We start from the raw sequence: 19,040 nt of genomic DNA, 5'->3' as shown, positions 1-19,040 counted from the left end.
CCCGAGGCACTCGCCGCCGAGGACCGGCAGCCGTGGCTGCGACTCGACAAGCGGATGCTGCTGGTCCACCCGGTGGACGAGTTCGTCAAGCTCCTCCCGGTCCTGCTGCTGTCGCTGGTGGTCGGCACCCGGAGCGGCAACCACCTGTGGGGTCTCGGTGCCGTGACCGTGCTGGTGATCGCCGCCCTGCTCCGCTGGGTGACCACCACCTACCGGATCGGGCCCGTGCACGTGCAGTTGCGGCGCGGCGTGTTCCAGAAGAAGCTGCTGTCGGTGCCGCGCAACCGGATCCGCTCGGTCGACGTCGAGGCCCGGGTGCTGCACCGGCTGCTGGGACTGGCGGTCGTGCGGATCGGGACCGGGCACCGCGCCGGCCCCGGCGACTCGCCCCGGTTCGAACTCAACGCACTCGACGCCCGCCTGGTGCCCGCGCTGCGTGCCGCGCTGCTGGCCCGGCCGTCCGACCCCGTGGCCGGGCCGACCGTCACCGCGACCGCACCGCCTCGGGAGATCGCGCACTGGTCACCGGCCTGGGTGCGGTACGCCCCGTTCTCCGCCACCGGGGTCCTGACGGTCGCGGCGATCGTCGGTGTCGCGTTCCAGTACGGCGTCGGCCAGCAGATCGCCCGCTCCTCGGTCGTCTCCCACGGTCTCGACACCGCGCAACAACTCGGGATCGCCGTGGCCGTGGTGGCCGGCGGGCTGCTCTTGCTGCTGGTGGCCAGCGCCCTGGCCGCCGCGCGCTACCTGATCGCGTTCGGCAATCTCGAGGTCACCGACGACGGCCGCCGGCTGCACGTGCGGCACGGCCTGCTCCGGACCCGGGAGACGACGCTGGACCGGGCCCGGCTGCGGGGCACCACCCTGCGCGAGCCCCTGCTGCTGCGGAGTGTCGGCGGCGCCCGCCTGGACGCGATCATGACCGGTGTTCCCGCCGAACACCGGCAGTCGTCGCTGCTGCTGCCCCAGGCACCCGCCGCGGACGCCCGCCGCGTGATGGACCTCGTCCTGCGCGAGCGTGGCTGCCCGACGGACGCGACGGCCCCACTGCACCGCCACGGGCCTCGCGCCCGGCGCCGCCGGTACACCCGGGCGCTGCTCCCGGTCGCGGCACTGGCGGTGGCGCTCGCGGTCGCGGCGGCGGCCGGCGCGCCGATCCGGTGGCCCGCCGCGCTCGTGCCCGCGGTGCTGGCGGTCGCCGCGGTCTTCCTCGCCCGCGACCGCTACCGGGGGCTCGGGCACGCGACCGCACCCGGATGGCTGGTCACGCGCAGCGGCTCCCTCGATCGCGGCCGGCACACCCTCGAGGCGGACGGCATCGTCGGATGGACGGTGCGGCAGACCCTCTTCCAGCGCCGCGCGGGGGTGGCGACCGTCGTCGCGGCGACCCCGGCCGGCACCGGCCGCTACGAGGTTCTCGACCTCCCGGCCGAGCAGGCGTGGACGCTGATCGAGACCGTCGCCCCCGGCGCCGGTGACGTCTGGGTGCGCCGATGACGTACCCGACGCTGCCCGACATGGACGCCGACCTGGTCGACTGCCGGCGCTGCCCGCGCCTGGTCGAGTGGCGCGAACGGGTGGCCCACGAGAAGCGGGCCGCCTTCCGCGACCAGACCTATTGGGGTAGACCGGTTCCCGGATTCGGTCCGGCGGACGCCGCACTGTTGATCGTCGGGCTGGCTCCCGCCGCGCACGGCGGCAACCGCACCGGTCGCATGTTCACCGGCGACCGCAGCGGCGACATCCTGTTCGCGGCACTGCACGCGGTCGGGCTGGCCAACCAGCCGACGGCCGTCTCGGTCGACGACGGACTCACGTTGCGCGGCACCAGGATCACCGCCCCGGTGCACTGCGCTCCCCCGGACAACAAGCCGACCCCGACCGAGCGTGACACCTGCAGGCGCTGGCTCGACGAGGAGCTGCGGCTGCTGACCCCGACCGTCCGCGCGGTGGTCGTCCTCGGCGGGTTCGGGTGGCGGGCCCTGCTTCCCGTCCTCGGCGACGCGGGCTGGTCGGTGCCGAAACCCCGCCCCGCGTTCGGCCACGGCGCGCACGTCGAACTGGCCGGCACCCGTCCGCTGCACCTGTTCGGCTGCTACCACGTCAGCCAGCAGAACACCTTCACCGGACGGCTGACACCCGCGATGCTCGAGACGGTCCTCGCCGACGCCGGCCGCGCCGCCGGACTCGTCTAGGACCCCAGGCTGCCGAGTCCGCCCGCGGAGCCACCGGTCCCGGGCTCCGGTCCGGGCGTGCCGGTCCAGCCGTCCGGGACGTGCCCGAGCCGCACCCGCTGCGGGTGATCGCCGACCGCGACCGTCGCGACCTTCTGCCCGGTCGCGAAGTCGATCGCGCTGACCGTGTCGTTCGCGCTCTCGGAGATCACGCACTGCGTCCCGTCGCCGTTGACCGTGGCCCAGTAGGGCTTGCCCGCCGGGACGGTCGGGGTCTCCTGCAAGGTCGCGGTGTCCACGGTGGTCACGTAGTCGTCCATCGTCCCGGCAATGCACAGCCGACTGCCGTCCGGGTTGATCGACATGCCGTGATGGCGCGAGTCGTTGACCCAGGTGGTCCGGTCCGGGTTGGTGGCCGGATTCTTCGGCAGCTCCTTGATCCGGGTGATCCGGTCGGTCGCGACGTCGTACTCGACGAACCCGTTGAAGAACGACACCTGGAAGTACAGCGTCTTCTCGTCCGGGGCGAACGCGACCGGACGCACCGAGTCGGACAGGTCCGTGCGCCCGAACGCGTCGAGCCGGTCACGCATGTCGATCACCTTCACCGTCTGGAACGTCTGGGCGTCGACGACGGTGATCCGGCGATCGCCCTTCGTACCGTCCAGCTCCGGTGCGTCGAGTGGGGTGTTCACCTCGCCGATCGACATGTTCCAGAGGTAGCGGCCACCGTCGGTGAAGACGTTCTCGTGCGGCTTGTCGCCCGTCGCGAACGAGCCGACCTGCCTGCCGGTGTGGATGTCGAGGACGTGGACCGTGTTGCTCGTCGACGCGGAGACCGCGACCCGGGTGCCGTCCGGCGAGACCGCCATGTGGTCGGCCCGGTGGCCGGACACCGGGAACCGCCAGTTGACCTTGCCGGTGGCCAGGTCGATCGAGACGACGTCGGCGAAGCTGGGCCGGGACGCGACGACCGCGGTCCCCTCGGGGGTGGTGTACATGTCGTCGACGAACTGGTCGTGACCCTCACCGGCCGTCTCGCGGATGCCGAGGAAGTACGCGAGTCTGATCGGGTTGGAGTAGATCTCCTTCAGCCGTTCGTCCCGGTCGGGAATCATGTTCACCCGGCCGACCTTCGCGTAGGAGCCGGTCGACTCGATGACGTCGGCGGTGCCCTCCCAGTTGTTGCCGACGAACAACACTTCGTTCAGTCCGGGGACCGCGGGCGCCGCGGACACCGTGGCCGGGGTCAGCCCGGCGGTCAACGCACACGCCGCCATCGTCGCTGCCCACGCAGCCCGGCGCATCGAACGGCTCACGGACATGGCTCCCCTCGTCTCGGTGTCGGCGGGCACGCTAACAGGACCGGTCACGACAAACGGGGAAATTCGCCGAACCGGTGCGGCGAACCGGGACCTCAGCGCACGCGGGCGGCCTGACCGCGCGCGACGGTCGCGTCGGCGCCCCACTTCAGCAGCAGGGCGGTCGCCGGGACCAGGCCACCGGCGAGCAGGAGCAGGGTGCGCCAGTCCGCGAGCAGCAGCGCGTCCCCACCCGGACCGCCGACCATGCACGCCAGGAAACCGAGGAACCAGCCGATCAGCGGCAGCGCCGCACGGCCCGGCCGATCCGTCACCGTCCGGGCCCCCGCCACGAGCAGCACGTTGACGACCGCCGCGACGAGCGCGCTCAGCGGCAGCGGCACCGCCCCCACCCGGATCGGCAGGAACAGGACCGCGAGAATCGCGGTCAGGAATCCGTCGAACACCAGCAGCGCCAGAATGGCGTGGTCGAGGTACCGGTGCGCGGGCGCAGTGGGTGCGGAGCCGACGGTCATGACATCGATCGTAGGCGGGCGCGGTCTCACGGCACCGATCGGACGAGGGCAGTGGTCACGGCACCGGCGGGTACCCGAGCATCGTCAGCAGCTGCGACTGCTGGTCGACGAACCCGTACAGCGCGTTCATGTACATGTGGTGATACATCGGCCCGTTCGGGCGCAGCGAGTCCACCAACGCGATGATCTGGTTCTGGACGCTCCAGTTCACACCGACACCTCCGGCCTCACCCCGACCCCTATGACGTGCATCACATCATAGGGGTCGGTGGGCCGGATCGGGGCCGGTAACCGTCAGTGGTGGAAGGCCGTCCGCTCGCTCTGGTCCGGGGCGCCGCGGCGCAGCCGCGCGATCGCGCCCTCGACGTCGGTCGCGAGCAGCTCGATCTCGTCGCGGGGGATCCCGTGCCGCACCAGAACCCGCTGGATCACGGTGTTCTCCCGGTTCGGCGGCAGCGGGTACGACGGCACCTGCCAGCCCCGCAGCCGCAGCTGGTCGCTCAGGTCGTACAGCGAGAAGCCCGCGGTCGCGGGGTCGGCGAGCGTGTAGGACACCGCGGGCAGACCGCCGGTGCCGTCGTAGAGGATCGTGAACGGTCCCATCGCGCGGATTCGGTCGGCGAACGCCCGGGCGGTGTCCGCGCACGCCTGCTGGATCCGGGCGTACCCCTCCCGGCCGAGCCGCAGCAGCAGGTAGTACTGCGCGACGATCTCGCCTCCGGGCCGGGAGAAGTTCAACGCGAAGGTCGGCATGTCGCCGCCGAGGTAGCTCACCCGGAACACCAGATCCTCCGGCAGCAGGTCGGCGCTCCGCCATACCGCCCAGCCGACGCCGAGCGGGGCCAGACCGTACTTGTGGCCGGACGAGTTGATCGACGCGACCCGCGGAATCCTGAAGTCCCACACCAGATCCGGCTGTACGAACGGCGCGATGAACCCGCCGCTCGCCGCGTCGACGTGGACCGGGACGTCCCAGCCGTGCTCGGCTTCGATCGCGTCCAGCTCCGCCGCGATCTCCGCGATCGGCTCGTAGTCACAGGTGTAGGTGACGCCGAGGATCGCGACGACACCGATCGTGTTCTCGTCCACGAAGTCCCGCAGCTGGTGCGGCCGCAACCCGGTGGCACCCTCCTCGAGCGGTACCTGCCGCAGTTCGACGTCGAAGTAGCGGGCGAACTTCTCCCAGCAGACCTGCACCGGCCCGCACACCAGGTTCGGACGATCGGTCGGCTTGCCCTCGGCGCGGCGCCGCTCACGCCAGCGCCACTTCAGCGCCAGCCCGCCGAGCATCGCGGCCTCACTGGACCCGGTGGTCGAGCAGCCGACCGTGTTGCGGCCGTCCGGCGAATTCCACAGATCCGCGAGAATGTGCACGCACCGGGACTCGATCTCCGCGGTCTGTGGATACTCGTCCTTGTCGATCATGTTCTTGTCGAGGCACTCGTTCATCAGCCGGTGCACCTCGTCCTCCGACCACGTCGAGCAGAAGGTCGCGAGGTTCTGCGAGGAGTTGCCGTCGAGCGCCAGCTCGCTGTGGATCAGCGCGTACGCGATCCGTGGATCCGAGGAGTCCTGAGGCATCTGGTATTTCGGGAGAACAGCTTCGCTCAGCGGCGTCGAGTAGATGTCGTCCCGATCGCTGACCCGGTACAGCGCCATCCGTCGAGTCCCTTCGTGAGTGAGTATCACGCACTTGGAAAACCGAGCCCAGCGTAACCCGGAACCGGCGGCACCGCCCCGCGTATCAGACGCCGGAGAACAGGTCGTGTTCGCGGCCGTCGGCGGCGACCTCGCCGCGCGTGCCCCGCACCAGCACGTAGTGCTCGTCCACGAGGATCGGCTGCACGACGTTGTTCGACAGCGCGTACTCGGTTCCGCTCGGGGACACCGTCACCTGGGTCGCGTGTGCCTCGAGTGCGGCCACCTTCGCACCGAGGTGCGCGCGGACGTCGACGGTCGTCGTGACCTCGCCGTCGGGCACACACGGCAACTCGCCGGGCTCCGGTAGCCGCCAGTGCGCCGGGAACTCGGTGACGCACTCGAGTCCCGCGGCCAGCGCAGCGCCTTCGGTGACGGTCCAGTACAGCTTCGCCACATCCCACGGCGCGCCGGCCGCGGGCCGGTCCGCCGACCCGGCCGCCTCGACGGCGGCGGTCACGACCTCGTGGACCCGGATGTGGTCGGGATGCCCGTATCCGCCCTGCGGGTCGTAGCAGACGACCACCTGCGGGCGCCGCTCGCGGATCACCTCGACCAGGGCAGCGACCACCTCGTCGGGGTCGGCGTTGACGAACGCGCGCGGGTTCGCCGCGGCCGGGGTGCCTGCCATCCCGGAGTCCCGCCACCGGCCCGCACCGCCGAGGAAGAACGGCGCCGCGACCCCGAGCCGGCTCAGCGCCGTGGTCAGCTCGAGGATCCGGTAGCCGCCGAGTTGGTCGGCGTGGTCGGCGACCAGACCCGCCCAGGCGTCGCCGATCACCTCGCCCTCCTCACCGAGCGTGCAGGTCACCACCGTCACCTCGACCCTCTCGGCGACGTATCGGGCGATCGTGCCGCCGGTCGTGAGGGTCTCGTCGTCCGGATGGGCGTGGACGACCAGCAGCCGCCGCGGCTCGTCCGGGTTGTCCGTCGTCATTTCTGCTTCCTCGACCAATTCGCGGCATCGCCGAAGATGCCCACCTGGATCGCGCCGGTCAGGGACACCCCGTCCACGTCGGGACCGGCCGCGACGACCGTCGCGTCCTGCAGGACCGGCAGGACCACCGCCAGATCCCACAACCGCGGCTCGGCCTGGGCGATCACCTGCCCGACATCGCCGACCCCGCGAAGCGCGTCGTCGATCCCCTGCTGCAACGCCGGATCACAGACACCCGAGACGTTGCTGGGGGCAGCCGGATTCGGCACCGCCTCGGGAGCCTCGGTCCCGCCGTCGCCGGTCGGGCGCCCGGCCGGGGCCGCCGGTGGCGGGCAGCCGTACCGGGAGGCGAGCGACGTGGCCGGATCGGAACCGGCGCGGGTCCAGCCGACCACCGCGTCGACCCGGCCCTCGACCAGGGCCTTCCCGTACAGCTCCTCGGCACGCATCGTCGTCACCGTCACCTTGGCACCGGCCCCGCGCAGCTGGTCGGCGGCCGTGTTCGCGACCGCGATCGCGGTGTCGTCCCCCTCCGCGGCGCCGATCGTCAACGACAGCGGCGAGCCGTCCCGCACCAACCGCGGCGTCCCCGCCGGATTCGCGGGATCACTCGGCGCGGGCACCCAGCCGGACTCGGCCAGCCAGCCGAGCGCCTGCTCCCGGCTCGGGGCCGGGGGTGCGGTCGGCGCGTACCCGGGGTCGGACGGGGCCAGGACCTGCGCTCGGGCCACCGTCGCGTTCGCACCCGACGGTGTGCCGACCGAGGCGAGCAGGTCGGGGCTCAGCAAACCCAGCAGCCCGTGGCGCACCCGCTGGTCCGCCAGGGTCGCGGTCCGGCCGTTGAGCGTCAGCTCGAGCACCCGCGGCTGCGGCGTCGTGTTCGCCCGGACACCCGGGACCGCGGCCAGCTGCGCCTGCAGCGACCCGGCGCCGCGCACCTGCACGACCTGCGCGTCGCCGGAGCGCACGGAGTCGGTCAGCTGGGCGTTCGACCCGCCGCGCCGCATCAGGATCTGATCGGGGGTCGCGGGCCGCCCCCAGAACCGGTCGTTGCGTTCGAGCACGATCTCGTCGCGTCCCCGGTCGATGCTCTTGATGTGGAACCGCGCCCCGGAGACCGGGATGTTCTCGGCGAGACCGCGCGCGAACCCGCCCGGAGTGTCCTTGACCAGGTGCGACGGCAGCAGGTCGGTGAACAGTTCACGCCAGGCGGGATACGGCTCCCGCATCGTCACGGTCACGGTCTTCCCACCCGCGGACGATCCGATGTCGTCGATCAGGGCGTACCCCGCGGGGTCCACGACACCGGGCTGACTGATCATCTGCTGCCACAGGTAGCGGAAGTCCTCGGCCGCGATCGGGGCGCTGTCGGACCACTGGGCCTCGTTGCGCAACTGGTAGGTGATCGTGAACGGCGCCTGCGACGTCACGTCCGCCGACACCAGCAGGGAGTCGTCGGGGACCCAGTCGGTGCCCCCGGGCCGGCTCACGCTCGGCACCGGCCGGAACGGGCTCGGCAGCACCATCGACGTGACCGCCGAGTTGACCGGTGACTGGTCGGCGAGCAGGTGCGGATTGAAGCCCTGCCCGATCTCGTCGATCGCGACCACGACGGTGTTCTTCGTCGGGACGGTGGTGGTCGGCTTGGGGCTGTCGGTGCTCTCCACCGGCGGCGGCGGGTTGGCGGTGCAGCCCGCGAGGGCGAGGCCGGCGACCAGCACGGTCGCCATCGACAGGATCCGTCGCACTCACCACATCCCTTCTTGCGGCGCAGCCGCCTGTGAGTGGTGTTCACCCCGGCCGGGGTGAACACCACTCACAGGCGCGAAGCGCAACCTTACAGCGCGGCCTTGTCGCGAGCCTTCTGACGCGACCGCTCGCGGGCGCGGTCGGTGGCGTTCAGGTGCACCTTGCGGACGCGGATCGCCTCCGGGGTGACCTCGACGCACTCGTCGCCGGCGCAGAACTCCATCGCGGACTCGAGGGTGAGCTCGATCGGCTTCGCGAGGGTCTCGGTGACGTCGGCGGTCGCGGACCGCATGTTGGTGAGCTTCTTCTCCTTGGTGACGTTGATGTCGAGGTCCTCGGCGCGCGGGTTGATGCCCACGACCATGCCCTCGTAGGTGTCGGCGCCCGGGTCGACGAAGAACGTGCCACGGTCGGAGAGCTGGATCATCGCGAACGGGGTGACCGTGCCCTGGCGGTCCGAGACCAGCGACCCGGTGTGGCGGGCGCGGATCTCGCCTGCCCACGGGGCGTAGCCGTGCGAGACGGCATTGGCGATGCCGGTGCCGCGGGTCTCGGTGAGGAAGTCGGTGCGGAAACCGATCAGGCCACGCGACGGGACGATGAACTCCATGCGGACCCAGCCGGTGCCGTGGTTGGTCATCTGGACCATCTTGCCCTTGCGGTTCGCGAGCAGCTGGGTGATCGCGCCGAGGTGCTCCTCCGGGGTGTCGATCGTCAGTTCCTCGAACGGCTCGTGCACCTTGCCGTCGACCTGACGGGTGACCACCTGCGGCTTGCCGACGGTCAGCTCGAAGCCCTCCCGGCGCATCTGCTCGACGAGGATGGCCAGCGCCAGCTCACCACGACCCTGCACCTCCCACGCGTCCGGGCGGCCGATGTCGAGGACGCGCAGCGACACGTTGCCGATCAGCTCGGAGTCCAGACGGGACTTGACCATGCGGGCGGTGAGCTTGTGGCCCTTGACGCGGCCGACGAGCGGCGAGGTGTTGGTGCCGATGACGACCGAGATCGCGGGCTCGTCGACGGTGATGGTCGGCAGGGCGACCGGGTTCTCGGTGTCCGCGAGGGTGTCGCCGATCATGATCTCGGGGATGCCCGCGACGGCGACGATGTCGCCGGCGCCCGCGCTCTCACCGGGCTCGCGGGTGACGCCGACGGTCTTGAGCAGCTCGGTGATCTTGACGTTCTTGACACCGTCGGCGTGCATCCACGCGACGGTCTGGCCCTTGCGCAGCTCGCCGTTGTGGATGCGGACCAGCGCGAGGCGGCCGAGGAAGTCGGAGGCGTCGAGGTTGGTGACGTGGGCCTGCAGGGGCGCGGAGGCGTCACCCTTCGGGGCCGGGACGTGCTCCATCAGCACGTCGAAGAGCACGTCGAGGTTCTCGCTGTCCGGAGCCTGACCGTCCTCGGGACGGTTCAGCGACGCCTTGCCCTCACGACCCGAGGCGTACAGGACCGGCAGGTCCAGCAGCGCCTCGGCGGCCTGGGCGGCCTCGTCGTCCAGGTCGGACGCCAGGTCGAGGAGCAGGTCCTGGCTCTCCGAGACGACCTCCTCGATCCGGGCGTCGGGACGGTCCGTCTTGTTGACGACGATGATCACCGGCAGCGACGCCGCGAGCGCCTTGCGCAGCACGAAGCGGGTCTGCGGCAGGGGGCCCTCGGACGCGTCGACGAGCAGCACGACGCCGTCGACCATCGACAGACCGCGCTCGACCTCGCCACCGAAGTCGGCGTGGCCGGGGGTGTCGATGACGTTGATGACGGTGACCGAACCGTCGGCGTTGTGGCGGTGGACGGCGGTGTTCTTCGCGAGGATGGTGATGCCCTTCTCGCGTTCGAGGTCACCGGAGTCCATGACGCGGTCGACCAGCTCGGCACGCTCGGCGAAGGCGCCGGACTGGCGCAGCATGGCGTCGACGAGGGTGGTCTTGCCATGGTCGACGTGCGCGACGATGGCGACGTTACGGAAGTTGGTGGTGCTCACGCGGGGCGTTCTCCTGGCTGCTGACGGGGCCACGCGAGGTAGGTGTCGCACGGCATCTGGGCTGCCGCTGCGCGCATGCGTGATTCCCATTCGCGATCCCAGGGCACCGAACGCCTGACGAAAGTCACGACATGCGCGCCGAGGACGGGATTGCGGCCAGCGAACACCCTACCCGCCCGCAGCGCTCCCGCACACATCGCGACCCGAGTTCAGGGCCTCTGACCTGCGGATCGTGATCTCCGCCACTGTCGGATCACGGATTGGGCGCGAACCAGCCCGACGGGTCGAGGGCATCCCCGATCCGCGGTGCGTAGTGGTCGAAGAACACGCGCGACGTCAGTTCCCGCCGGCTGGACACACCGGCCTTGTCGAAGACCACCTTGAGGTGGTCCTGGACCGTGTAGGGCGACAGGTGCAGCGCCTTGGCGATCTCGGCGGTGCTCGCGCCGCGGAGCACGCCGTCCACCACGTCCCGCTCCCGCGGGGTGAGCCCGAAACCCGCGACCACCAGCGGCACCACCTCGGGCGCACCGGAACGCTCGATCGTGACCACGACCTGCGCCGCTGCGCGACCGCGGCCGGCCAGCGGGGACGCGTGTACGGTCAGCCAGCGACCGGCCCGCGACCGGACCCGCACGCTCGGCACCACCGACGTCCGGCCCGCGGCCAGCGCCCGCGCGGTCGCGACGATCGCGAGGACGGGCTGCGGCAGTTCACCCCAGATGTCGCCGCCGAGTTCGGCGACCCGGTGCTCGGCGGCGACCGTCGCCTGGCAGACGGTGTCGGTGTGGTCGAACGTCAGCACCGCGGGGCCGGTCGCGGCGTCCCGCAGCTCGGGCGGGCCGTCGGTGGCCCGATCCGCGGCGCCGGCCAGCAGACCCGCCCGGACGCCGACCGCGAGCACCCCGGACAGCCCGTCGAGGAAGTCCGCCTCGGCCGGGCTGAACCCGCTGCCGCCGGCGCGCCGGTAGACCGCCAGACCACCCCACACCTCGCCGCCGGTGCGCATCGTCGCGCGCATCTCGTGCCCGAGGCCGAACACCGGCTCGAACAGGTCCCGGAACCGGGAACTGCGGCGCGGATCCCCCTCCGTCTCCTCGTGCAGGATGCTGATGCCGACCTGGCGCCGGGCCAGGTCCGTGAACAGACTGACGTCGTCCTCCACGTACTCGTGGTGCGCGAACTCGGCCTCGCACGGGTCGTCGAGACCGGACTTCACCGAGCCGGTGACCATGTGGGTGACCGGGTCGATCGTGCCGAAACACGCGGAGTCGAACGGCACCGCCTTCGTCACCAGGTCGAGTGCCTGCTCACCGAACTCGTCCCACGGCAGCCCCGCCCGGGAGAGGGCGTCGAGGCGGGTCCGTACGGTTTCTGCGCGCATCGTCACCATGCCGTCGAATTGTTCCGTGCCCCGGGCGGTTCCGACACCCCAGAAGTCTGGGTGTCCGGCTCACTCCGAGCCGGCCCGGTGGGCGAACCGGCCGGACGGCCCGAGCGCCGAGTTCTTGCGGTGTGCGTAGTGGTCGAAGTACACCTTGGCCACGAGTTCGCGTCGGCTCCGCACGCCGGCCTTCTCGAAGACGACCTTGAGGTGGTCCTGGACGGTGTAGGGCGACAGGTGCAGCGCCTTGGCGATCTCCGCCGTGGTGACGCCCTGCAGCACGCCCTCGAGGACGTCGCGCTCCCGGGGCGTGAGGCCGAATGCCGCCACCACCAGCGGCAACACCTCCGTCGTACCGGCCTTCTCGATCGTGACCGCGACCTGGGCACCGCGCTCGGTCCGGCGACTCAGCGGCGAGGCCCGGACCGTCAGCCATTCACCCGACCGGGACCGCACGCGCATCCGGGGCACCGACCCGGTCCGGCCCGCCTCGAGCGCTCGCGCGGCCGCGACGATCCCCAGCACCGGCGGCGGTAGCTCCCCCCAGACGTCGCCGCCGAGGTCGGCGATGCGCTGCTCGGCGGCCGGCGTCGCCAGGCACACCTCGTTGTCGCGGTCGAAGGCGAGCACCACCGGGCCCTCGTCCTCGTCCGCGACCTCGACCGGTCCGGTGGGTGCCTGGTCGCGACGGCACGCGGCCCCGGCGACCAGGCCGGTCCGGATTCCCGCCGCCAGGGTGTCCGAGAGCCCGTCGAGAAAATCCGCCTCGGCCGGGCTGAACCCGCTCCGGCCCGAGCCCCGGTAGAACGCCAGAGCACCCCAGGTCTGCCCCCCGGACCGCATGACCGCCCGCAACTCGTACCCGACACCCAACTTGGGCTCGAACAGGTCCCGGAACCGGGAGCTGCGCCGCGGGTCACCCCCGGTCTCCTCGTGCAGAATGCTCACGCCGACCTTGCGCATCGCCAGATCACGGAACAGGCTGACGTCGTCCTCGACGTATTCGTGGTGCGCGAATTCGGCCTCGACCGGGTTCTCCATGTCGGCCTTGACGGAGCTGGTGAGCATCAACGTGGCCGGGTCGACGGTCCCGAAACAGGCGCCGTCGAAGGGCACCGCCCTCCGCAGGACGCCGAGCGCGGTCTCCGCGAACTCCTCCCAGGACAGGCCGGCCCGGGACAGCGCATCCAGGGCGGCCCTTGCGGTTTCGGCGCGATAGGTGGTCACCGTGGTAAGTGTGACGCGCGACCGACGGTCGCGGTACCCCAGACGTCTGGGGGCGACGGCGTACCGGCGTTCCGCGGGTCGGGATCGGCGAATCCCCGGCACAGTGCTGAGGTTATGCTCACCTCAGACCGCACGACGCGAGCAGGGAGGACAGCGCCGACCATGGGCAAGGTCAAGGCGAAGAAGGTGTCGAGCCTCCGCGCGAAGAAGAAGTGCTGCCGCAGCAAGACACGCTGCATCACGTGCCCGGTGGTGATCATGCGGATGAAGAAGCTCGAGGCCGCGGGCGTCACCGGCAAGGACCTGAAGAAGGGGCTGAAGAAGGCCCGCGCCGCCTGACCTCCACGCTCCGGGCCGCGGCCTACGGCATCGACCGGTCCCGGCCTTCGAGCAGGTCGATCAGGTCCGGCACCCACGCGGTGTCGTTCGGCACCAGGGCCGCGGTCCGCAACCCGGGCGCGTCCACCCACCGCACCGCAGCGTGTTCGAGGGCGACGGGTGTCCCGGACTTCAGTTCGACGACGTACGCCCGCAGCACCATCCCGTTCGGCAGCGGCACGTCGACGCCGATCCGGCGACCCACCGCCGTCTCCACGCCGAGTTCCTCGCGCAGCTCGCGGCGCAGCCCCTCGGCGGGCGTCTCCCCCGGCTCGATCTTGCCACCCGGCAACTCCCACAGTCCGGCCAGCTCGGGCGGGCCGATCCGCTGCGCGACGAGGAGCCGGCCGGAGTCGACGATCGCCGCCGCGGCAACTTCGCGCGGCGGTTTGCTGTCGCGATGCCAGGTCTGCATGGGACCATCATGACCATGGCCGAGTTGCTGAACGACGCCGAGGTCACCGCCGCGCTGGCCGGGTTGCCGGAGTGGCGGCGCGAAGGCGACGCGATCGTCCGGACCGTCAAACTGCCCACGTTCCCCGATGCCATCGCGCTCGTCGATCGGGTCGCGCAGGCCGCCGAGGCCCGCAATCACCACCCCGACATCGACATCCGATGGCGGACCCTGACCTTCGTCTGCTCCACCCACGCGATGGGCGGGATCACCGAGCTGGACGTGCACCTGGCTCAGGAGATCGACCGGCTCGCGGCGACCTGACCCGGGTCTCCGGCGAGGTACGGCCGGCGACGATCAGCCACAGGTAGAAGGCGGCGGTCCCGACGACGTCGACCGCGCCGAGCCAGGCCAGCAGGCCGGGCCGGGAGATGAGCCAGATCGAGTCCTGGAAGAAGCTGAGGACCCACGGCACGCCGATCAGTGTCGACGCGAGCCAGCATCCGGCGAGGATCTTCGACCCGAGCCGGTCGCCGAGCGGGCCGTGCACGAGCCAGATCAGCATCGGGATCAGCCACACCCAGTGGTGGGACCAGGAGATCGGCGAGAGCAGCAGCCCGAACAGCTGGACCACCACGAGCGTGCCGAGCCGGTCGTCGCGGCCGAGGGCCCGCCACGCGAACCAGGCCAGGACCGCGGCCACCGCGACCCCGAGCACCCACACCCACCCGGTGCCGACGTCGTGTCCGGCCACGCGGCTGAGCGCTCCGCGCATCGACTGATTCCACACCGACCCGACCGGTCCGATCCGGGAGGCGTCGCCGAGCAGGTTCTCGAAGTACTCCCGCGCCTCCGCGCCGATCAGCGCGTAGCTGACCGCGACGGTGCCTGCGAACGCGGCCGCCGAGAACACCGCCGCCGCCCAGCGCCGGCGCAGCACGAAGTAGAGGCCCGTGACGGCCGGGGTCAGCTTGATCCCGGCGACGAAGCCGACCAGCCCGCCCGCGACCCACCAGCGGGAGGACCGCACCGCGACCATCGCGCCGAGCACCAGGAACACGTTGACCTGGCCGTAGTCGAGGGTCGTGCGGACGGGTTCGGTCCACATCCCGACCGTGGTCCAGACCAGCGCGATCGCGGTCCACCGGGAGTCGAATCCGGCGGTCCAGGGCGTCCGGGTGCCGAGCAGCAGTTCGATGCTCATCCGGACCACCAGGTACAGCGCGCCGATCGTCGCGAGTTGCCAGAGAACCCCGACCAGACCGAACGGCAGGTAGTGCAGGGGAAAGAAGACGAGCGCCGCGAACGGCGGGTACGTGAACGGCAGCGGGAAGTCGGGGGTGAGTTCCGAGTACGTGTAGTCGTACAGGTCGCCCCGCAGCAGCGCCGCGGACCCGTCCACGTACACGTGCAGGTCGACCAGGTTCATCCCGTTGGGACTGAGGAACCCCCACGCCATCCGCAGCAGAACCGACACGAGCAGCAGGTACGGCGCCAGGCGCAGCAGCCGCTCCACCCGCGGCCCGGTGCGGGGGCTGCGGACCGTGGTCGCGGGCGTCGTCTCGGACAAGGTCTCGTGTTCTCCCCGGTGATGTGTTCCTGCGGGCCGAACCCGACGCGGTCGTCGGCGAGCCTACGGCAGACGTGTGACCGACCGGCGAGGGGCAATCGGCTCGCATAACAGTTGCATCAACAACCACATCAATCACTTCTGTCACGAGATATCGTCGTCAAGTCAGCATCGCGACACCATCGCATGACTAGAATGCCGCGGGATGCCGGGCCCATGGTCACTTCATGGGACGGGCACACCCAACGCTGCACAACGCCAGACGCCCGGGATATAGAGTGACCCCACGACACCTGAGGGGCCTGCCGGGCCAGTCGTCGCCCGAGGGGTGCCGACGTTTGACGAACTAGGATGGGGAGACCGTGTTTCGTACGCGAGGAACGCGCACAACGATCATCGCGCTGGCGGTAGCCGCGGCAGCCTTCGCGGCTCCGGCGAGCGCAGTCGCCGAGCCCGCCGTCCCCCAGATCCCCGCGGGACTGGACATCGAGGCCCTCGCCTCTCTCGCCCCGGCGATCGTCGGAGCCGTCGCGGGCCCCGTCGACGTGTCGGCCCCCGCGGGAGACCCGGCGGCCCCGGCGGCCAAGGGCCCCCAGGCCGAGCTGCTCGCCCAGGCGCGGGCCCTGCTCGAGGCGTCCAACCTGCCGCCGCAGACCAAGGCGACGCTGGAGCGGGTCATCACCTTCCTCGACGGCAGCGGCGGCGGCGGGCCGGCGCTCCCCCCGGAGAACGGCCCGGTCATCTCCCAGTTCCTGTACCCGACCGTCGGCAAGGGCTGCATCGGCGGCACCTCGGATTCGGTCGGCGCCGCGCTCGCGGTGCCCGGTCCGGCGCACCTGCCCCCGCCGGGGCCGAAGGCCGGCGAGGCGGGCTTCGTGTTCACCGCGCTGGGCACCAGCGAGGCCACCGACAACCAGCCGAACCCGCTGGTCGTGGACTGGGTCAACATCGACCACCCGAAGACGGGCCGCACCACGCTGACCACCGCGTCGCGGATCAACCCGGGCGGCCCGGCCACCCTGTCCGCCATCGCGGAAACCGGTCCCGGCCGCGTGCTCGCCGTCATCTCCGGCGGCCTGACCACGCAGGCCGACGGCGGCGCGCCGGTCACCTGCAGCTTCCTGCCGACGGTCGGCACGGTCTTCGTACCCTGATCCGGACCAGCACAGAAGGCCCCTCGCTCCGGCGAGGGGCCTTCTGCATTACCGGGGTGGCGTGGTACACCGAGGCATGGCATCCCCCAACCGGCATTCCCTCAGGTCCATCCGGTCCCGCCGATCGATCCTGTCGATCAGGTCGGAGGGGTCGATCCTCTCGATCGGGTCCGCCTACTCGATTCTGTCGATCGGCAGCGTCGGGTCGATCCTGTCGATAGGCTCGATCGGATCCGCGGGGTCCGCACTGTCCTCCGCCTCGTTCGGCAGCCTCGGCTCCGCGCTGTCCGGACTGTCCCGGTGGTCGGTGCTGTCCTGGCGGGCCGACGGCGAAAGCCCCGGCGAGCGTCCGCTGCACGTCCTGGCCGAGGAGCAGAACCTGGCGTCCTCACCGCTCGCCCACACCCAGACCTGAACCGCGACAGTCATTTTCGACGACCACGGAGGACACGTGACCCGACCGGCAGACGCCGCACCCACCACCGCGACCGGCACGGGCCGCTGGACCCGAGAGGAGCTGGAGGAGGCGTTCGCCGGCTACCAGCGCACGGTGGAGGAGGCGAAGCGAACCGGCGACTGGAACCTCTTCGCCGACATGTTCACCGAGGACGCGACGTACATCGAGCACGCGTACGGCAACTTCGCCGGACGCGAGGAGATCCGACCGTGGATCATCCGGACGATGAACAGCTTCCCCGGCAACCACATGACCGAGTTCCCAGCGCTCTGGTACACGATCGACGAACAGCGCGGCTGGGTGATCTGCGAGATCGACAATCCGATGTGCGATCCCGGTGACGGCTCCGAGCACGGGGCGTCGAATCTGACGATCCTGCACTACGCCGGCGACGGCCTGTGGTCGTGCGAGGAGGACGTCTACAACCCGACGAAGTTCCTCCGGATGGCCAAGAAGTGGTGCCGCGCGGCCGAATCCGCCGGCACGCTGCCGGACGAGGCCCGGAAGTGGCTGGAGGCCGTCGGCGCCTAGGCGGGACCCGCGGCCCATCCCGCGACGTCGGCGCCGTCGCCGAGCAGCTGGTGTCCCCGCAACCCGACGTACAGTTCGGCGGCGTGCACCGGGTCGGCGAAGTCCCGCCCCGTCAGCTCGCGGATCCGGCGCAGTCGGTACAGCACGGTGTTGCGGTGGTAGTGCAGTTCCGCCGCGGCCGCCGCGGTGGACCCGCCGCACCGGAACCAGGCGTCGAGCGTCGACAGCAGGCTCGCCCGTTCCTCGGCCGGGAGCGCGAGCACCGGTCCGAGGATCTGTCGGGCCGCGAGGCGACCGTCGTCCGGCCGGCGCACGAGCAGCAGGGGTACCGGCACCTGGTCGTAGCGCGTCACCCCGGCGGACCCGCAGCGCCGCGCCAGGCGGGCCTGCTCGACCGCGGTCACGGTCGCGGCGGGCCGGTCGAACTGCGCGCTGACCCCGATCCGCCCGGCGTCCGCGAGCAGGTCGAGGCCGCGGTCGAGCCCCGCGGGGTTGGACGACCACAACAGTCCGATCCGGCCGACGATCTCGGTGTCCCACACCGATTCCACCCCGACGCCGCGCAGCCGCGCCTGCGTCGACTCGGTGGCGCTCGCGGAGTCCGGCTCATCCAACGACACCACCAGGAAGCGGCCGCGGTCGGGTATCCGCAACGCGCGCACCGCGTCGGCGACGGCGCCCGGATTCGCGGCGTGATCGGCGAACAGCACCCGGACGAGCCGGGTCCGCGCCTGCGCGTCCTCCCGCGCCCGGGTGTCCGCGGTCTCCCGATAGCCCTCGGCTGCGGCATCGGAGTAGACGTCCACGAGCGCCCACACCTGCGCCGCCATGTCCAGCAGCTCACGGGTCGGCTGCCCGCCCGAGCGGGTCATCAGCTCCTCCCAGATCATCCGGCCGCCGAGACGGTAGGCGTGCAGCAGGGCCGCGAGGGAGACGCCCTGCTCGGCCTTGACCCGGCCGGCGGCCCGGGCCGCGTCGAGCCGGTGCGGTGCCGAGCCGGCGAGCGTCGTGAGCATCGCTTCGACGTTGTCCCGGCAGGTGCGATAGAGCTGCTCGGGGGTGAGCAGGGACGATTCGGCGTACGCCTGCTCCGACGTGAGGATCCGCTCGGCCAGCCGGCCGGCGAAGTCGTCGATGTCGGCGAGAATCGCCCGCGCGAGTTCGACGGCGCGCGGCGGGGCTGCGCTGAGGACCGGACCGGCGACCATGACCCCAGGCTATCCGAGCCGGTGAGCGACGTCACGCCGCGATTGTGCGGCGGCACAATCACGGCACCGAGTCCGGCGGCCTCCGCCCATAGCGTCCGCCACCCGAACGAGACGACAATCACACACTGCCGGGATGTTCACTGGTCAACGACCGTGTCGTCGACCGCGTGCGTTCGCCGGCGGCCGCCTCGGCGGCCGACGCCGATCGTGCGGCTGCACACCCGCAGGCAGCGCCCGCACACCCACGTCGTCAGGAGTTCACCCCGTGCACAGCACCATGCAAGACGCCCCGCTGTCGATCGCCCAGCTGCTGCGCCACGGCAGCACGGTGCACGGTGGCGCGGAGGTCGTGACGTGG

At 71.4% G+C, this 19,040-nt stretch carries 19 protein-coding genes; 7 read left to right on the top strand and 12 right to left on the bottom strand.

Annotated elements, in window-relative coordinates; all coding sequences use genetic code 11:
* The first annotated feature begins 54 nt into the window (after nucleotides 1-54).
* Both ABD951_RS09585 and ABD951_RS09580 read left to right on the top strand, forming a co-directional pair.
* Nucleotides 55-1,497 (top strand): PH domain-containing protein, encoded by a 1,443-nt coding sequence (locus ABD951_RS09585; protein WP_345344547.1) that lies wholly within the window; start codon nucleotides 55-57, stop codon nucleotides 1,495-1,497.
* The gene (locus ABD951_RS09580; RefSeq protein WP_345344026.1) at nucleotides 1,494-2,195 is read left to right on the top strand and encodes a uracil-DNA glycosylase; all 702 of its coding nucleotides are present in this window, start codon (nucleotides 1,494-1,496) and stop codon (nucleotides 2,193-2,195) included. Before ABD951_RS09585 ends, ABD951_RS09580 begins: the two co-directional genes overlap by 4 nt.
* On the opposite strand, the gene ABD951_RS09575 is transcribed toward ABD951_RS09580, so the two are convergent.
* The 9 genes from ABD951_RS09575 to ABD951_RS09535 form a co-directional block, all read right to left on the bottom strand.
* Nucleotides 2,192-3,499, bottom strand: coding sequence for a YncE family protein (locus tag ABD951_RS09575; protein ID WP_345344025.1), 1,308 nt, complete (start codon nucleotides 3,497-3,499; stop codon nucleotides 2,192-2,194). The two genes, ABD951_RS09580 and ABD951_RS09575, sit on opposite strands and share 4 nt — an antisense overlap.
* A 92-nt stretch (nucleotides 3,500-3,591) precedes the next feature.
* Nucleotides 3,592-4,011 carry a hypothetical protein gene (locus ABD951_RS09570; RefSeq protein WP_345344024.1) on the bottom strand — a complete coding sequence of 140 codons (420 nt, stop codon included), beginning with the start codon at nucleotides 4,009-4,011 and terminating at the stop codon, nucleotides 3,592-3,594.
* A 55-nt stretch (nucleotides 4,012-4,066) separates the two neighbouring features.
* Nucleotides 4,067-4,222 carry a hypothetical protein gene (locus ABD951_RS09565; protein ID WP_345344023.1) on the bottom strand — a complete coding sequence of 52 codons (156 nt, stop codon included), beginning with the start codon at nucleotides 4,220-4,222 and terminating at the stop codon, nucleotides 4,067-4,069.
* Nucleotides 4,223-4,305: 83 nt separating this feature from the next.
* Nucleotides 4,306-5,670 (bottom strand): glutamate decarboxylase, encoded by a 1,365-nt coding sequence (gene gad, locus ABD951_RS09560; RefSeq protein ID WP_345344022.1) that lies wholly within the window; start codon nucleotides 5,668-5,670, stop codon nucleotides 4,306-4,308.
* An 85-nt stretch (nucleotides 5,671-5,755) separates the two neighbouring features.
* The gene (mshB, locus tag ABD951_RS09555; RefSeq protein WP_345344021.1) at nucleotides 5,756-6,646 is read right to left on the bottom strand and encodes an N-acetyl-1-D-myo-inositol-2-amino-2-deoxy-alpha-D-glucopyranoside deacetylase; all 891 of its coding nucleotides are present in this window, start codon (nucleotides 6,644-6,646) and stop codon (nucleotides 5,756-5,758) included.
* Entirely contained in the window at nucleotides 6,643-8,376 is a 1,734-nt protein-coding gene (locus ABD951_RS09550; RefSeq protein ID WP_345344545.1) for an ABC transporter family substrate-binding protein, read from the bottom strand. The genes mshB and ABD951_RS09550 overlap by 4 nt, the downstream gene beginning before the upstream one ends.
* Before the next feature lie 107 nt (nucleotides 8,377-8,483).
* Nucleotides 8,484-10,379 carry a translational GTPase TypA gene (gene typA, locus ABD951_RS09545; protein WP_345344019.1) on the bottom strand — a complete coding sequence of 632 codons (1,896 nt, stop codon included), beginning with the start codon at nucleotides 10,377-10,379 and terminating at the stop codon, nucleotides 8,484-8,486.
* A gap of 253 nt (nucleotides 10,380-10,632) precedes the next feature.
* Nucleotides 10,633-11,763 carry a LuxR C-terminal-related transcriptional regulator gene (locus ABD951_RS09540; RefSeq protein WP_345344017.1) on the bottom strand — a complete coding sequence of 377 codons (1,131 nt, stop codon included), beginning with the start codon at nucleotides 11,761-11,763 and terminating at the stop codon, nucleotides 10,633-10,635.
* A gap of 69 nt (nucleotides 11,764-11,832) precedes the next feature.
* Nucleotides 11,833-12,990, bottom strand: coding sequence for a helix-turn-helix transcriptional regulator (locus ABD951_RS09535; RefSeq protein ID WP_345344014.1), 1,158 nt, complete (start codon nucleotides 12,988-12,990; stop codon nucleotides 11,833-11,835).
* Between the two features lie 162 nt (nucleotides 12,991-13,152).
* Between ABD951_RS09535 and ABD951_RS09530 the strand changes: the two genes are divergently transcribed.
* Nucleotides 13,153-13,329, top strand: a complete 177-nt coding sequence (locus ABD951_RS09530) for a hypothetical protein (protein WP_345344012.1) — start codon at nucleotides 13,153-13,155, stop codon at nucleotides 13,327-13,329.
* A gap of 22 nt (nucleotides 13,330-13,351) precedes the next feature.
* Here the strand turns inward: ABD951_RS09530 and ABD951_RS09525 are convergent, their stop codons facing one another.
* On the bottom strand, nucleotides 13,352-13,783 hold the full coding sequence (locus ABD951_RS09525; RefSeq protein WP_345344011.1) for a (deoxy)nucleoside triphosphate pyrophosphohydrolase: 432 nt from the start codon (nucleotides 13,781-13,783) through the stop codon (nucleotides 13,352-13,354).
* 15 nt (nucleotides 13,784-13,798) lie between these two features.
* On the opposite strand from ABD951_RS09525, the gene ABD951_RS09520 reads away from it, so the two are divergent.
* Entirely contained in the window at nucleotides 13,799-14,086 is a 288-nt protein-coding gene (locus ABD951_RS09520) for a 4a-hydroxytetrahydrobiopterin dehydratase (RefSeq protein ID WP_345344009.1), read from the top strand.
* On the opposite strand, the gene ABD951_RS09515 is transcribed toward ABD951_RS09520, so the two are convergent.
* Nucleotides 14,031-15,332 (bottom strand): mannosyltransferase, encoded by a 1,302-nt coding sequence (locus ABD951_RS09515; RefSeq protein ID WP_345344007.1) that lies wholly within the window; start codon nucleotides 15,330-15,332, stop codon nucleotides 14,031-14,033. The two genes, ABD951_RS09520 and ABD951_RS09515, sit on opposite strands and share 56 nt — an antisense overlap.
* A 362-nt stretch (nucleotides 15,333-15,694) precedes the next feature.
* Here ABD951_RS09515 and ABD951_RS09510 point away from each other — a divergent pair, with 362 nt between their 5' ends.
* From ABD951_RS09510 to ABD951_RS09500, 3 genes are all read left to right on the top strand, one after another.
* On the top strand, nucleotides 15,695-16,486 hold the full coding sequence (locus tag ABD951_RS09510; RefSeq protein WP_345344005.1) for an Rv1157c family protein: 792 nt from the start codon (nucleotides 15,695-15,697) through the stop codon (nucleotides 16,484-16,486).
* Between the two features lie 76 nt (nucleotides 16,487-16,562).
* Nucleotides 16,563-16,901, top strand: coding sequence for a hypothetical protein (locus tag ABD951_RS09505; protein ID WP_345344003.1), 339 nt, complete (start codon nucleotides 16,563-16,565; stop codon nucleotides 16,899-16,901).
* 36 nt (nucleotides 16,902-16,937) lie between these two features.
* Nucleotides 16,938-17,474 carry a nuclear transport factor 2 family protein gene (locus ABD951_RS09500; RefSeq protein WP_345344001.1) on the top strand — a complete coding sequence of 179 codons (537 nt, stop codon included), beginning with the start codon at nucleotides 16,938-16,940 and terminating at the stop codon, nucleotides 17,472-17,474.
* On the opposite strand, the gene ABD951_RS09495 is transcribed toward ABD951_RS09500, so the two are convergent.
* A complete protein-coding gene (locus ABD951_RS09495) occupies nucleotides 17,471-18,682 on the bottom strand; it encodes a PucR family transcriptional regulator (RefSeq protein WP_345343999.1) in 1,212 nt (403 codons plus the stop codon). The genes ABD951_RS09500 and ABD951_RS09495 overlap by 4 nt on opposite strands.
* Nucleotides 18,683-19,040: the final 358 nt, after the last annotated feature.

This window comes from Rhodococcus olei (assembly GCF_039540555.1).
Taxonomy (GTDB): Bacteria; Actinomycetota; Actinomycetes; order Mycobacteriales; family Mycobacteriaceae; genus Rhodococcus_G; species Rhodococcus_G olei.
This window is presented reverse-complemented; position numbering and strand designations above follow the sequence as displayed.

Bases quoted from the DNA above. Each gene is read 5' to 3' on its own strand.
- ABD951_RS09585 (WP_345344547.1), top strand. From the start codon at position 55: ATGCTGCTGGTCCACCCGGTGGACGAGTTCGTCAAGCTCCTCCCGGTC.
- ABD951_RS09580 (WP_345344026.1), top strand. From the start codon at position 1,494: ATGACGTACCCGACGCTGCCCGACATGGACGCCGACCTGGTCGACTGC.
- ABD951_RS09575 (WP_345344025.1), bottom strand. From the start codon at position 3,499: ATGTCCGTGAGCCGTTCGATGCGCCGGGCTGCGTGGGCAGCGACGATG.
- ABD951_RS09570 (WP_345344024.1), bottom strand. From the start codon at position 4,011: ATGACCGTCGGCTCCGCACCCACTGCGCCCGCGCACCGGTACCTCGAC.
- gad (WP_345344022.1), bottom strand. From the start codon at position 5,670: ATGGCGCTGTACCGGGTCAGCGATCGGGACGACATCTACTCGACGCCG.
- mshB (WP_345344021.1), bottom strand. From the start codon at position 6,646: ATGACGACGGACAACCCGGACGAGCCGCGGCGGCTGCTGGTCGTCCAC.
- ABD951_RS09550 (WP_345344545.1), bottom strand. From the start codon at position 8,376: ATGGCGACCGTGCTGGTCGCCGGCCTCGCCCTCGCGGGCTGCACCGCC.
- ABD951_RS09540 (WP_345344017.1), bottom strand. From the start codon at position 11,763: ATGCGCGCAGAAACCGTACGGACCCGCCTCGACGCCCTCTCCCGGGCG.
- ABD951_RS09530 (WP_345344012.1), top strand. From the start codon at position 13,153: ATGGGCAAGGTCAAGGCGAAGAAGGTGTCGAGCCTCCGCGCGAAGAAG.
- ABD951_RS09525 (WP_345344011.1), bottom strand. From the start codon at position 13,783: ATGCAGACCTGGCATCGCGACAGCAAACCGCCGCGCGAAGTTGCCGCG.
- ABD951_RS09520 (WP_345344009.1), top strand. From the start codon at position 13,799: ATGGCCGAGTTGCTGAACGACGCCGAGGTCACCGCCGCGCTGGCCGGG.
- ABD951_RS09505 (WP_345344003.1), top strand. From the start codon at position 16,563: ATGGCATCCCCCAACCGGCATTCCCTCAGGTCCATCCGGTCCCGCCGA.
- ABD951_RS09495 (WP_345343999.1), bottom strand. From the start codon at position 18,682: ATGGTCGCCGGTCCGGTCCTCAGCGCAGCCCCGCCGCGCGCCGTCGAA.